At 64.0% G+C, this 14153-nt stretch carries 11 protein-coding genes and 1 riboswitch; of the genes, 6 read left to right on the top strand and 5 right to left on the bottom strand.

Features of this window, described 5'->3' with window-relative positions; translation table 11 throughout:
- Positions 1 to 2: 2 nt before the first annotated feature.
- The 4 genes from AS156_RS31595 to AS156_RS31580 form a co-directional block, all read right to left on the bottom strand.
- On the bottom strand, positions 3 to 881 hold the full coding sequence (locus tag AS156_RS31595; protein WP_066513125.1) for a branched-chain amino acid ABC transporter permease: 879 nt from the start codon (positions 879 to 881) through the stop codon (positions 3 to 5).
- 12 nt (positions 882 to 893) lie between these two features.
- Positions 894 to 1607 carry an ABC transporter ATP-binding protein gene (locus tag AS156_RS31590; RefSeq protein WP_066513123.1) on the bottom strand — a complete coding sequence of 238 codons (714 nt, stop codon included), beginning with the start codon at positions 1605 to 1607 and terminating at the stop codon, positions 894 to 896.
- Positions 1604 to 2401 (bottom strand): ABC transporter ATP-binding protein, encoded by a 798-nt coding sequence (locus AS156_RS31585; protein WP_066513122.1) that lies wholly within the window; start codon positions 2399 to 2401, stop codon positions 1604 to 1606. Before AS156_RS31585 ends, AS156_RS31590 begins: the two co-directional genes overlap by 4 nt.
- Before the next feature lie 69 nt (positions 2402 to 2470).
- Entirely contained in the window at positions 2471 to 3337 is an 867-nt protein-coding gene (locus AS156_RS31580; protein ID WP_066513120.1) for an IclR family transcriptional regulator, read from the bottom strand.
- A 172-nt stretch (positions 3338 to 3509) separates the two neighbouring features.
- Between AS156_RS31580 and AS156_RS31575 the strand changes: the two genes are divergently transcribed.
- The 5 genes from AS156_RS31575 (at position 3510) to AS156_RS31555 (ending at position 11120) form a co-directional block, all read left to right on the top strand.
- Entirely contained in the window at positions 3510 to 5606 is a 2097-nt protein-coding gene (locus tag AS156_RS31575) for a 3-hydroxyacyl-CoA dehydrogenase NAD-binding domain-containing protein (protein WP_066513119.1), read from the top strand.
- A 190-nt stretch (positions 5607 to 5796) separates the two neighbouring features.
- Complete coding sequence (gene pimA, locus AS156_RS31570; RefSeq protein ID WP_066513118.1) at positions 5797 to 7485, top strand: dicarboxylate--CoA ligase PimA; 1689 nt, start codon at positions 5797 to 5799, stop codon at positions 7483 to 7485.
- A 196-nt stretch (positions 7486 to 7681) separates the two neighbouring features.
- Positions 7682 to 8872 (top strand): pimeloyl-CoA dehydrogenase large subunit, encoded by a 1191-nt coding sequence (pimC, locus tag AS156_RS31565; RefSeq protein ID WP_066513117.1) that lies wholly within the window; start codon positions 7682 to 7684, stop codon positions 8870 to 8872.
- Positions 8873 to 9062: 190 nt separating this feature from the next.
- Positions 9063 to 10208, top strand: coding sequence for a pimeloyl-CoA dehydrogenase small subunit (gene pimD / locus AS156_RS31560; RefSeq protein WP_066513116.1), 1146 nt, complete (start codon positions 9063 to 9065; stop codon positions 10206 to 10208).
- A 138-nt stretch (positions 10209 to 10346) separates the two neighbouring features.
- Positions 10347 to 11120, top strand: a complete 774-nt coding sequence (locus AS156_RS31555; protein ID WP_066513114.1) for an SDR family NAD(P)-dependent oxidoreductase — start codon at positions 10347 to 10349, stop codon at positions 11118 to 11120.
- Positions 11121 to 11345: 225 nt separating this feature from the next.
- On the opposite strand, the gene AS156_RS31550 is transcribed toward AS156_RS31555, so the two are convergent.
- Complete coding sequence (locus AS156_RS31550) at positions 11346 to 12539, bottom strand: O-succinylhomoserine sulfhydrylase (RefSeq protein WP_066513113.1); 1194 nt, start codon at positions 12537 to 12539, stop codon at positions 11346 to 11348.
- Between the two features lie 77 nt (positions 12540 to 12616).
- Positions 12617 to 12696: riboswitch (SAM riboswitch) on the bottom strand.
- Between the two features lie 123 nt (positions 12697 to 12819).
- On the opposite strand from AS156_RS31550, the gene AS156_RS31545 reads away from it, so the two are divergent.
- On the top strand, positions 12820 to 13926 hold the full coding sequence (locus tag AS156_RS31545) for a 2'-deoxycytidine 5'-triphosphate deaminase (protein ID WP_066513112.1): 1107 nt from the start codon (positions 12820 to 12822) through the stop codon (positions 13924 to 13926).
- Positions 13927 to 14153: the final 227 nt, after the last annotated feature.

Genomic DNA, 14153 nt, shown 5'->3' with positions numbered 1-14153 from the left:
GATCAAACTCGCTTCACGATGGCCCGGCCGAAGAGGCCTGCCGGTTTGACGACCAGGACGGTGATGATCAGCGCAAGCGCGATCGGCAGCTTCAGCTCATTGCCCACGCCGGGAATGTAGGTGCCGACGAGGTTCTCGAAGATGCCGACCAGGAAGCCGCCGACCACCGCGCCGAACGGGCTGCTCAGCCCGCCGAGCACGGCAGCGGCGAAGCCGTAGATCAGCACGCCGAGCATCATGTTCGGCTCGAGGAACACCACCGGTGCGATCATCATGCCGGCGATCGAGCCGATCGCGGCCGCCATGCCCCAGCCGAGCGCAATCATCCACGAGGTGTTGATGCCGACCAGGCGTGCCGATTCCGGCAGCGCCGCCGCCGCGCGCATCGCGAGACCCACGCGGGTGAAGCGGAAGAAGAAGAACAGCAGGACCAGCATCAGCAGCGTCACGCCGATCATGCCGGCCTGGTGGGTCGAGATCAGCTGGCTGCCGAGGAACGGCGAGGAGCCGAACGGCGTCGGATATTGCTTGATGGTGAAGTCCCAGATCAGGCCTGCGACCGAGTTGATGATCGCGTAGAGCGCAATGAACCCGGCAACGTTGGTCAGGATCGGCGCCTTGGCCAGCGGCTTGAACAGCAGCCGCTCGATGACGATACCGGCGAAGAACGAGAACACGACGGTGATCACGAAGGCGCCCCAATAGGGTACGCCCCACTGCATCAGTTGCCAGGACACGAAGGTCGAGAACATCGCCATTTCGCCCTGGGCGAAATTCAAATGGTCGATGGCCTGGTAGATCATGACCACCGCGAGCGCCATGCAAGCATAGATCGCGCCGGTGGCGATGCCGGCCAGGACCTGGTTGGCAAAAAGCTCCATTGTGCCAGCTCCTCAGTAGCCGAGATAGGATTTGCGGACGTCTTCGTTGTTCGCGATGTCCTTGGCATTGCCCGACATCACGATCCGTCCGGTTTCGATCACATAGGCCTGGTCGGCGAGCTCGAGCGCCAGCTGCGCGTTTTGCTCGACCACCAGGATCGTCACCTTTTCCTCGCGATTGATCTTGCCGAGGATGCGGAACAGGTCGCGCACGATCAGCGGCGCGAGGCCGAATGACGGCTCGTCGAGCAGCATCAGGCGGGGTCGCAGCATCAGCGCACGGGCGACCGCGAGCATCTGCTGCTCGCCGCCCGAGAGCGTGCCCGCCTGCTGCGAATAGCGCTCCTTCAGCTTCGGGAAGTGGTCGTACATCCGCTCGATATCGCTGACGATGTTCTTCTTGTCGCTGCGGGTGATGGCGCCGAGCTGCAGGTTCTCCTCCACCGTCATGGTGGTGAAGGTACCGCGGCCTTGCGGCACATGCGCGATGCCGAGGCGGACCACGTTCTCGGTCGAGCGGGTGCCGATCGGCTTGCCCTCGAACTCGATGGCCCCGGTCGAACGCACCATGTTGCAGATCGCCCGCAACGTCGTGGTCTTGCCGGCGCCGTTGGCGCCGAGCAGGGTGGTCAACGATCCCTCGTTGAGCGAGAAGTTGAGGCCGTGCAGGGCCTGGACCTGGCCGTAATAGGCGCGCAGGTCCTTGACGTTGAGCATCGTGGTCATTGGTCCTTGCTCCCCAGATAGGCCTTGATGACATCCGGGTCGGCTTGGATCTGGGCCGGCGTTCCCTCGGCGAGCTTGCGGCCGAAATTGAGCGCGACGACATGGTCGGCGATCGACATCACGAGGCCCATGTGGTGCTCGACCAGCAGCACCGTGATCTTGCGGTCGGCGCGGATTTTGCGGATGAGGTCGCCGAGCACATGGACTTCCTCATGGTTGAGGCCGCCGGCGGGCTCGTCGAGCAGCAGGATCTTCGGGTCTGCCGCCAAGGCACGGGCCAGTTCGACGCGCTTCTGGGTGCCGAAGGGAAGCCCGGATACCACGGTGTGGGCGACACTATCGAGATCGAGATAGGAGAGGATCTCGTGCACCTTCTTGTTCATGTCGGCCTCGCCGCGGCGGACCCAGGCGAGCCGCAGCGAGTCGCTGACGATGTCGCTCGACGTGCGGGCGTGCGCGCCGACCCGCACATTGTCGATCACGGAAAGATTGGGGAACAATGCGACGTTCTGGAACGTGCGGCCGATCCCGATCTCGGCGATCCGGTGCGGCGGACGCGTCAGGATGCTCTTGCCTTCCATCAGGATGTCGCCGGACGACGGCTGGTAGAGCCGCGACAGGCAATTGAACAGCGTCGTCTTGCCGGCGCCGTTCGGCCCGATCAGGCCGAGGATCTGCCCCTGGAGCATGTTGAAGGACACGCCGTTCAGCGCGATGATGCCGCCGAACACGACGCTGACGTCGCGAACCGCGAGCAAGGGGTCGTTCCCCTGCGCGAGCTGTGCCTGCGTCATCTCGTCTCGCCCGCCATCATTTCGCGATGCGAGCGACCCTGCGATGTGTTTCGCCGGTCGTGATGGAGGCTATCTGATCCCCTCGGCCAAACGTGCAACTTTCCCTCCTACTCTGGACTTTTTGCTTTCTTGTTTTTTGGATTGCGGCGCCATCCCACCGAGCGCCTGCTCGATGTTCCTTACCATCGCAACGAGACGAGGTCCAATGTCGTTCAGCAATCTATCTTCCGTGAAGCGGAATGCCGGCGCTCCGCAATTGAACGCATACGGACCGGTTCCGTCATTCAGCTTCAACGCAACGCCGACTGCCGCGACGTCGTTCTGCCAGTCGCCGGCGGATAGCGTGAATCCGTGCTTCGTCACCGTCTCGCCGGAGCGCTCGATGCCGTCGCGTATCTTGGCCCATCGGCTCCCGTAGTGATCACGCAGCTCGCGCAATAATGCCGCGCGCTCGTCAGGCTGCAATGCCCAAATGTAGGCGCGTCCCATCGCCGTGGTCGCAATGGGTATCCGCGAACCGACGTCGAGCTGCACGCCAAGTGTCAGGCCGTTCCGGCTCTGCCCGAAATAGATCATGCTGGTGCGGTCACGGCCGCCGACTGCAACGGCGCCGCCGGTCGCGCGCATCACTTCTTCTCGATACGGCTCGGACAAATGCCGAACGCCGAGATTGGCGAGCGCCGCATAGCCGAGCGCCATCGCCGACGGTGCAAGCTGGTACTTCTCGAATTTCGGAACGGGTGTAAGGTAACCCAGCTTGGTCAACGTATAGGTCAGCCGGGAAATCGTCGGCTTCGGCAGTTTGGTGCGGGCCGCAATCTCCTGATTGCCGAGAAGCCCGTCGTTGGGTTGAAATGCACGCAAGACATCCAGTCCGCGGGAAAGCGCGACGACGAAATTGCGATCGGTCGCAACTTTCTTGCCAGAACGTTTCATTCCCTGCCGCTTTGTCATGCTCGTTGACAAGGCTCGTGCTTCAAAATAACCCTCGCTGTCAAGATGTGGAATTCAATTTCGCAGTGCGAAATTAGTCTAAACGTAGCGGCAAGACACAAGTTGCGCAGCTACTCAACACAAGTCGAAGAACAAGCATCCAGGGAGAGTCCCGGTGAGTGAAGTCGTCAAGCTCGAGCGTCATGACAATATTGCCGTCGTCACGGTTAACAGCCCTCCTGTGAATGCGCTGAGCGCCGCAGTGCGTGGCGGTATTTTCGAATGCATGAAGAGCGCGATCGCCGATCCGCAAGTGCAGGGCATCGTGCTGACCTGCGCCGGCCGCACCTTCATCGCCGGTGCAGACATCACCGAGTTCGGCAAGCCGCCGAAGCCGCCCGGTCTCGCCGAAGTGCTTGTCCTCATGGAGGACTCGCCGAAGCCGATCGTTGCCGCGATCCATGGCACCGCGCTCGGCGGCGGTCTGGAGGTCGCGCTGGCCTGCCACTATCGGGTCGCCACCAAGGACGCCAGGCTCGGCCTGCCCGAGGTGAAGCTCGGCCTGCTGCCGGGTGCCGGCGGCACCCAGCGCCTTCCGCGTGCAGTTGGCCCCGAACTCGCGGTCAAGATGATCGTCGGCGGTGATCCCATCGGCGCCGACGCCGCCCTGAAGGCAGGCCTGATCGAGGAGATCGTCGAAGGACCGGCGTCGGGCGGTGAGGCATTTGCGCGCAAGCTGGTCGCCGAGAAGCGTCCGCTGCGCAAGCTGCGCGACGACGACAGCAAACTTGCCGCGGCGAGGGCCGATCGTTCGATCTTCACCAACGCCGTAGCCGCGATGACCAAGAAGGCGCGCGGGCTCGAAGCGCCGTTCGCCGCCGCCGACGCCGTCGGCGCCGCGATCGACCTGCCGTTCGATGAGGGCCTGAAGAAGGAGCGCGAGGGCTTCCTCAAGCTCGTCTCGAGCGATCAGTCCAAGGCGCAGCGCTACGCCTTCTTCGCCGAGCGCGAGGCCGCCAAGATCGCCGGCGTGCCCGACGGCACCAAGTCGCGCAACGTGGCCCGCGTCGCCATCATCGGCGCCGGCACCATGGGGGGCGGCATCGCGATGTCGTTTGCCAATGCGGGGGTCCCGGTCACCCTGATTGAGACCGGCGAGGAGCAGCTCAAGCGCGGCATGGGCATCATGCAGAAGAACTACGAGGCGACCGCCGCGCGTGGCGGCATTCCGGCGGATGCTCCGGCCAAGCGCATGGCGCTGATCACCGGCGTCGTCGGCCTCGAGAACGTCAAGGATGCTGACCTTGTGATCGAGGCGGTGTTCGAGACCATGGCCGTGAAGAAGGAAGTGTTCGGCAAGCTCGATCAGTACGCCAAGCCGGGCGCCGTGCTCGCCTCCAACACCTCCTATCTCAACATCGACGAGATCGCGAAGGAGACCAAGCGTCCGCAGGACGTGCTGGGCATGCACTTCTTCTCGCCGGCCAATGTGATGAAGCTGTGCGAGATCGTGCGCGCCGACAAGACCGCGCCGGACGCGCTGGTGACGGCCGTCTCGATCGCGCGCAAGATCGCGAAGGTGCCGGCGGTGGTCGGCGTGTGTGACGGCTTCGTCGGCAACCGCATGCTGGCGCAGCGTGGCAAGCAGGCCGAGAAGCTGCTGTTCGAAGGCGCGCTGCCGCAGCAGGTCGATGCCGTCGTGACCAAGTTCGGCATGCCGATGGGCCCGTTCGCGATGGGCGATCTTGCCGGCCTCGACATCGGCTGGCGCTCCCGCAAGGACCGCGGCATCAAGTCGGAGATCGCGGACGCGCTGTGCGAAGCCGGCCGCTTCGGCCAGAAGACCGGCAAGGGCTACTACAAGTATGAGCAGGGCTCGCGCGCGGCGCTGCCCGATCCGGAGGTCGAGAAGCTGATCGACGAGACCTTGGCTCGCCTCGGCCGCAAGAAGCGCGTCGTCAGCGACGACGAGATCCTCGAGCGCATGATGTACCCGATGATCAACGAGGGCGCGAAGATCCTCGCCGAGGGCATCGCGGCTCGTCCGTCCGACATCGACGTGGTCTGGCTCTACGGCTACGGCTGGCCGATCTACCGCGGCGGCCCGATGTTCTGGGCCGACACGGTGGGCCTGAAGCACATCGCCGATCGTCTCGCCTTCTACGCCAAGGAGACCAACGATCCGTCGCTCGAGCCGGCACCGCTGCTGAAGAAGCTCGCGGATGAAGGCAAGACCTTCGCCTCGCTCGCCGCGCCGTCGAAGGCGGCGTGATACCGGAGCGCGGCGCCGTCTCTGCGTTCCCTCCCCCCTTGTGGGGGAGGGTTAGGGAGGGGGGCCGCATCGGGACTGCCCGTGTGAACCCCCTTCTCCAACCCCTAAGAGCGAGCTTCGCTCGTCTCGACCCCACAAGGGGGAGGGGAGCCCGAGCAACGGTGCTCACCTCACGATAATCAGTGTTTTCATGACTTATCCCGGCGAACAATATTATCCCAACGGTGTGCACTGGAGCGACGAGATCACGCGCGGCACGTTGCCGGATCTTCTCTCGACTGCGGCCGCCGAATTTGGCGCGCGTCCAGTGATCGAATTCCGCGACCGGCCGATCAGCTACAGTGAACTGGAAGCCCTGGTCGAAACCGCAGCCGCGGCCTTCATGCGCGCCGGCTACGGCAAGGGCGCGTCGGTGGCGCTGTTCCTCGGCAACACGCCGGATCATCCGATCAATTTCTTCGGTGCGCTGAAGGCCGGTGCCCGTGTCGTGCATCTGTCGCCGCTCGATGGCGAGATTGCGCTGTCGCACAAGCTCTCCGACTCCGGCGCGCGGGTGCTCGTCACCAGCAATTTGTCGGCGCTGCTGCCGACCGCGCTGAAATTCCTCGCCAAGGGCCTGCTCGATCGTCTGATCGTCTGCGAGGACGACAATTGGGGCAAGGTCGGTACACCGCAAACCGCGCTGCCCGACAATCCCGCGATCATCACCCAGAAGCAATTTATCGACGGTGCGACCAAGCCCGCGCAATGGCCCACGGTCGACGTCGAGGACGTGGCATTGCTGCAATATACCGGGGGCACCACCGGCCTGCCGAAAGGCGCGATGCTGAGCCACGGCAACCTCACCGCGGCGGTCTCGATCTACGATGTCTGGGGCAAGCCCGGCCGGCTTGAACGCAACGAGATCGAACGCGTGATCTGCGTGCTGCCGCTGTTCCACATCTATGCGCTCACCGTCGTGTTGCTGTCGGTGATCCGCCGCGGTCATCTAATCTCGCTGCACCAGCGCTTCGACGTCGAGGCTGTCATGCGGGACATCGAGCTCAAGCGCGCGACCGTCTTCCCCGGCGTGCCGACGATGTGGATTGCGATCGCTTCGCTGCCCGATCTCGACAAGCGCGATCTCTCCTCACTCGTGGTCGCCGGCTCCGGCGGCGCGCCGCTCCCGGTCGAGGTCGCGAAGATTTTCGAGCGCCGCGTCGGCATGAAGCTGAAGAGCGGCTGGGGCATGACCGAGACCTGCTCGCCCGGCACGGGCCATCCGAAGGAAGGGCCGGAGAAGCCAGGCTCGATCGGGCTGATGCTCCCCGGCATCGAGCTGGACGTGGTGTCGCTGGAGGATTCCACCAAGGTGATGCCGGTCGGCGAGGTCGGCGAAATCCGTATCCGCGGTCCGAACGTCACCAAGGGTTACTGGAACAGGCCCGCGGAGACCGCGGAAGCCTTCGTCGGGGACCGCTTCCTCACCGGCGATATCGGTTACATGGATGCCGACGGCTATTTCTATTTGGTCGACCGCAAGAAGGACATGATCATCTCCGGCGGCTTCAACGTCTACCCGCAGATGATCGAGCAGGCGATCTACACGCATCCCGCCGTGCAGGAGGTGATCGTGATCGGTATCCCGGACGATTATCGCGGCGAAGCGGCCAAGGCCTTCATCAAGCTGCGCGACGGCGAAAAGCCGTTCTCGATCGACGACCTGCGCGCTTTCCTCACCGGCAAGGTCGGCAAGCATGAGCTGCCGGCGGCGATGGAATTCGTCGCCGAGCTGCCGCGCACGCCGGTCGGAAAACTGTCGCGCCATGAGCTGCGCCAGCGGCAGCCGAAAACATCGCAACCCGCACCCCAACAGACCGCAGCAGGATCCCGTTCATGACCGACGAGGTGGTGCACTGGATTCGTCGTCCCGGCCAAGCGAAGCGCGAGCCGGGACCCATACGCCGCGGCCCTCGTAAGAGGCACAAGCGGCAGCCGGCTTTGCCAGTTGTGACGGCCGGTGGTTATGGGTCCCGGCCTTCGCCGGGACGACATAGAGAGTGACGAGGCAGTAGAATTTTCAAAAGGAGGATCCGATGGATCTCGCTTTTACCAAGGAAGAAATAGCGTTTCGTGAGGAGGTGCGGGAGTTCTTCAAGAACAACGTGCCGCCGGAGACGCGCCGCAAGCTGCAGGAAGGCCGTCATCTGTCCAAGGACGAGATGGTCACCTGGTGGCGCATCCTGAACAAGAAGGGCTGGGGCGTCACCCACTGGCCGAAGGAATTCGGCGGAACAGGCTGGACCTCGGTGCAGCACTACATCTTCAATGAAGAGCTGCAGTCCTATCCGGCGCCGCAGCCGCTCGCCTTCGGCGTCAGCATGGTCGGCCCGGTCATCTACACCTTCGGCAACGAGAAGCAGAAGAAGGAATACCTGCCGCGCATCGCCAATGTCGACGACTGGTGGTGCCAGGGCTTCTCGGAGCCGGGTTCGGGCTCTGATCTCGCCTCGCTGAAGACCAAGGCCGAGCGCAAGGGCGACAAGTGGATCATCAACGGCCAGAAGACCTGGACCACGCTGGCCCAGCATGCCGACATGATCTTCTGCCTCTGCCGCACCGATCCGGCTGCGAAGAAGCAGATGGGCATCTCCTTCATCGTGTTCTCGATGAAGTCGAAGGGCGTCACCGTGCGCCCGATCCAGACCATCGACGGCGGCCACGAGGTCAACGAAGTGTTCTTCGACGACGTCGAGGTGCCCTACGAGAACCTGATCGGCGAGGAGAACAAGGGCTGGGATTACGCAAAGTTCCTGCTCGGCAATGAGCGCACCGGCATTGCCCGGGTCGGCGTGTCGAAAGAGCGGCTACGCCGCATCCGCGCGCTGGCGTCCAAGGTCGAGGCCGGCGGCCGTCCGGTCATCGAGGATCCCGCGTTCCGCGAGAAGCTCACGGCCTGCGAGATCGAGCTGAAGGCGCTCGAGCTGACCCAGCTCCGCGTCGTCGCGGACGAGGGCAAGCATGGCAAGGGCAAGCCCAATCCCGCATCCTCGGTGCTCAAGATCAAGGGCTCGGAAATCCAGCAGACCACCACCGAGCTCCTGATGGAGGTGATCGGTCCGTTCGCCGCGCCCTATGACGAGCACGGCGACGCCGGTTCCAACGAGAGCATGGACTGGTCCGCGCAGATCGCGCCGAGCTACTTCAACAACCGCAAGGTTTCGATCTACGGCGGCTCCAACGAGATTCAGCGCAACATCATCAGCAAGGCGGTGCTGGGGCTTTGATCCTCTCCCTCTCCCCGCTCTTACGGGGAGAGGGTTGGGGTGAGGGGCCTCTCTCCGCGCAGGGAATGCCGAGAGACCTGTACCCCCTCACCCGGATCGCATCTGACGATGCGATCCGACCTCTCCCCGCAAGCGGGGCGAGGTGAAGAGACCCGGTTTCGGTAGCGACTTTCAGTTTAAGGGAACAGACATGGATTTTGATCTGACCGAGGAGCAGCGGCTGCTCAAGGATAGCGTCGACGGGCTGCTTGCTGACGCTTACGACTTCGATGCGCGCAAGAAGTACATGAAGGAGAGGGGTGGCTGGAGCAAAGCGCTCTGGGGTCGGCTCGCAGAGCAGGGCCTGCTCGGATTGCCGTTCGCAGAAGCCGATGGCGGCTTCGGCGCCGGCTCCGTCGAAACCATGATCGTGATGGAAGCGCTCGGCAAGGCGCTGGTGGTCGAGCCCTATCTTGCGACCGTCGTGATCGCGGGTGGCTTCCTCCGCCATGGCGGCTCCGCCGAGCAGAAGGCGAAATACATCCCGGACATCATCGACGGCAGCAAGACTTTTGCCTTCGCGCAGCTCGAGAAGAACTCGCGCTACGATCTGTACGACGTCGTCACCGCGGCGAAGAAGAAGGGCGAGGCTTACGTGATCGACGGCGAGAAGTTCGTCGTGCTCAACGGCGAGAATGCCGACACGCTCATCGTCACGGCGCGTACCAAGGGCGGCCAGCGCGACAAGACCGGTATCGGTGTGTTCCTGGTGCCGGCGGATGCCAAGGGCATCACCCGGAAGGGCTATCCGACCCAGGACGGACTGCATGCCGCCGACATCACCTTCACCAATGTCGAGGTCGGGGCGGACGCCGCGATCGGCGATCCCGAGAATGCGCTGCCGCTGGTCGAGCGGGTGGCGGACGAAGCCCGCACCGCCATCTGTGCAGAAGCCGTCGGTGCGATGGACGAGTCGCTGAAGGAGACCGTCGAGTACATCAAGACCCGCAAGCAGTTCGGCGTCGCGATCGGCTCGTTCCAGAGCCTGCAGCATCGTGCCGCCGACATGTTCGTGGCGCTGGAGCAGGCCCGCAGCATGTCGATGTTCGCGACCATGGCGTCCGACTTCGATAATGCCAAGGAGCGCTCGTCCGCGGTCGCGGCGGCCAAGGTGCAGGTCGGCAAGTCGTTGAAGTTCGTCGGTCAGCAGTCGATCCAGCTCCATGGCGGCATCGGCATGACCATGGAGGCCAAGATCGGCCACTATTTCAAGCGACTGACCATGATCGAGAACACGCTCGGCGACACCGACTACCACCTCCGCCGCGTCAGCGAGGGTGGCGGGCTGCTCGGTTGAGGTCACCAACGTCATTCCGGGGCGCCGCAACGCGGCGAACCCGGAATCCATCTCACCACCAATGATGCGGCCCAATGGATTCCGGGTTCGCGACTGCGTCGCGCCCCGGAATGACGGCCGATCCGGGAGGCAACAACAATGAAGAACACGCCATTCGATCTCACCGGCCAGGTCGCCGTCGTTACCGGTTCGAGCCGCGGCATCGGTCGCGCGTCGGCCGAGCTGCTGGCGCAGCTCGGCGCCAAGGTCGTGATCTCGTCGCGCAAGGCGGATGCCTGCAAGGAAGTCGCCGACGGCATCAACAAGGCCGGCGGCGATGCGATCGTCATCCCATGCAACATCTCGCGCCGCGAGGAAGTCGAAGCGCTGATATCAGGCACGATCAAGCACTACGGCAAGATCGACACGCTGGTCTGCAACGCAGCGGTGAACCCGTATTACGGCCCGCTGCTCGACATCAAGGACGAAGCCTTCGACAAGATCATGGGCTCCAACGTCAAGAGCAACATCTGGCTCTGCGCGCTGGCGGTGCCGCAGATGGCCGAACGCGGCAAGGGCTCGGTCGTGATCATCTCCTCGATCGGCGGCCTGCGCGGGTCGACGGTGATCGGCGCCTACGGCATCTCGAAGGCGGCGGATTTCGCGCTGTGCCGCAGCCTCGCCGGCGAATGGGGCCCGAAGGGCGTACGCGTCAATTGCGTGGCGCCGGGCCTGGTGAAGACCGATTTCGCCCGCGCGCTATGGGAGGATCCCGACAACCTCAAGCGCCGGACCGCGTCCTCGCCGCTCCGCCGCATCGGCGAGCCCGAGGAGATCGCAGGCGCGGTCGCCTATCTTGCCTCGGACGCCTCGACCTTCATGACCGGCCAGACCATCGTGATCGACGGCGGCGTCACCACGGCGGCGACTTAGAGCTTGATGAACTTTGATTGAATCGCTTTGGCCGCGCGCTCGGTTCACCTCTCCCCATTGGGGAGAGGTCGATTTGCGAAGCAAATCGGGTGAGGGGCCGCAGCTCTAGCGAGAGACCGTAACCCCTCACCCGGCGCGGAGCCTGTGCTCGGACGGCGCGAAGCGCCGATCCGAGTGCGCCGACCTCTCCCAAGGGAGAGGTGAACCTCCGCTGCCGATCCAAGTTTAAACCTTCGCCAGCGCCTGCTCGAAATCTTCGATCAGGTCGTCGACGTGTTCGAGCCCTGCCGAGAAGCGGATGAAGCCTTCGCTGATCCCAAGCTCGGCGCGGGCCTCCGGTGCCAGGCGCTGATGCGTCGTGGTCGCGGGATGCGTGACCAGGCTCTTGGAGTCGCCGAGATTGTTCGAGATGCGCGAGATCTTCAGCGCGTTGAGGCAGCGGAAGGCGCCGGCCTTGCCGTCCTTCACCTCAAAACCGACCAGCGTCGAGCCGGCGCCCATCTGCTTTTTCACCGTATCGGCCTGCGGATGATCAGGGCGACCGGGGTAGACCAGCCGCGTGATCTTCGGATGCTTCGCCAGCGCCTCGGCGATCTTGGCTGCATTGTCGGTCTGCGCGCGAACGCGAACGCCGAGCGTCTCGAGCCCCTTCAGCAGCACCCAGGCATTGAACGGCGACAGCGACGGCCCGGTCTGGCGCATGAAGTTATGGATGTGCTCGGCGATGAAGGCTTCCGACGACAGGATGATGCCGCCGAGACAACGGCCCTGGCCGTCGATGTGCTTGGTCGCGGAATAGACCACGACGTCGGCGCCGAGCGACAGCGGGCTCTGCCAGATCGGGGTGGCGAACACGTTGTCGACGATCAGCCGTGCACCGCCGCTATGGGCGATCTTGGCGATCGCGGCGATATCGAGCACGTCGAGCGTCGGATTGGTCGGGCTCTCCAGGAAGAACGATTTAGTGTTCGGCCGCAGTGTGCGCTGCCACTGGTCGAGATCGAGGCCGTCAACCAGCGTCGTCTCGATGCCGTAGCGCGGCAGCAGGTCCTGCACCACGTAGAGGCACGAGCCGAACAACGCCTTCGACGCGACCACGTGATCGCCGGCCTTCAGCGGGGCGAGGATCGCGGTCGTCACAGCGGCCATGCCGGTCGCGGTCGAGCGTGCGGCTTCCGCGCCCTCGAGCTCGATCATGCGGCGCTCGAACATCGCGATGGTCGGGTTGGAGTAGCGCGAGTAGATGAAGCCGGGGTCCTGACCCTTGAAGCGTGCCTCGCACTGCTCCGCGGTGTCGTAGACGTAGCCCTGGGTGAGGAACAGCCCCTCCGACGTCTCGCCGAATTGCGAGCGTAGCGTGCCGCCATGGACGAGGCGGGTTTCGGGGCGACAGCGGCGGGTAGCTTCAGATTCAGACATGTGACCTCCGACGTGGCCATTTCCTCGAGGAAATGGCCACAAAAAAACCGGCCTGGAGCAAACCTCCACAAGCCGGGATCACATTGTCCCCGGCCTGTTTAGCGACTTATTTTACGTGGCTGCAAGCCGGCCGGCTCAAATCACCACGGGATAAGTGCTGCTGATATTCCCTCGCGCCCTTTCCGTCAAGGCGGTCATCGGATAACCCGTAAAAGCCCATATTTTGGGGCTTGGATGGCTGTTCAGGGTATGATGAGGGCCATCCCGGGAGACCCGTGCCGTGTCGTTCGAGCTGGAAGATGAATCCAATGGTATCCTGCCCGACCGCATGATTGCGGAGATGGCGGAAGCCGGGCTCATTCTGCCTGCCTACGACTTCGTCGAGAGCCAGATCCAGCCGGCGAGCCTCGACCTTCGCCTCGGCGATATCGCCTACCGCGTTCGCGCCAGCTTCCTGCCCGGCCCCGATGCCACCGTCGCCGAGCGCATCGACGAGCTGAAGCTGCACGAGATCGATCTCTCGGACGGCGCGGTGCTGGAGACCAATTGCGTCTATATCGTCCCGCTGCTGGAGAGCCTGGCGTTGCCGCCGGAGATCGTTGCGGCGGCGAACCCGAAGAGCTCGACCGGACGGCTCGACGTCTTCACCCGCGTGATCGCCGACGGCACCCGCCGCTTCGACATGATCGGCGCCGGCTATCACGGCCCGCTCTATGCCGAGATCAGCCCGAAGACGTTTCCCGTGCTGCTGCGGGAAGGCTCGCGGCTCAGCCAGGTGCGTTTCCGGATCGGCGATGCGGTGCTCAACGCCGACGAGCTCGAAGCGCTGCATGCCGCGGAGCGGCTGGTCGATATCGACGATGCGGATCTCTCGCACGGGGTTGCGCTTTCGGTCGATCTCTCCGGCGAGAGCTCGAACGGCTTCGTCGGCTACCGCGCCAAGCGCCACACCGGCGTGGTCGATGTCGATCGCCGCGGCGGCTATCCGGTCGACGAATTCTGGGAGCCGATCAAGGCGCGCTCCGACGGCAGCCTCATTCTCGATCCCGGTGAATTCTACATCCTGGCGTCGAAGGAAGCTGTGCAGGTGCCGCCGGACTACGCCGCGGAGATGGTGCCGTTCGATCCCCTGGTCGGCGAATTCCGCGTCCATTATGCGGGCTTCTTCGATCCCGGTTTCGGCTATGCCGGCGCCGGCGGGAAGGGCGCGCGCGCCGTGCTCGAAGTCCGCTCGCGCGAGGTGCCGTTCATCCTCGAACACGGCCAGATCGTCGGGCGTCTCGTCTATGAGCGCATGCTGGAACGTCCTGACGCGCTGTACGGCCAGCGTATCGGCTCGAACTATCAGGCGCAGGGCCTGAAGCTCTCGAAGCATTTTCGCGCGTAGCGAAATTCCGCAAGCCGGATTTCATCGCCGTAATCGACGGACCGGCGCAAAGGTTCACGCGCAATCGCGCAGGCCCCCCTTGCGTTCCGCGCACGTGGAATCTGTACCGGCCATGGTAGGGAAGCACCGTGGCGCGGCTCCCACAGATCGCGCAGAGCGCGATCAGCAAAAGTGGTTGCCGGTTTTGCGTCCGATCGCGCTCTGAATCATAAAATTTGGCGCATGAT

The sequence above is a fragment of the Bradyrhizobium macuxiense genome, from assembly GCF_001542415.1.
GTDB lineage: Bacteria > Pseudomonadota > Alphaproteobacteria > Rhizobiales > Xanthobacteraceae > Bradyrhizobium > Bradyrhizobium macuxiense.
This window is presented reverse-complemented; position numbering and strand designations above follow the sequence as displayed.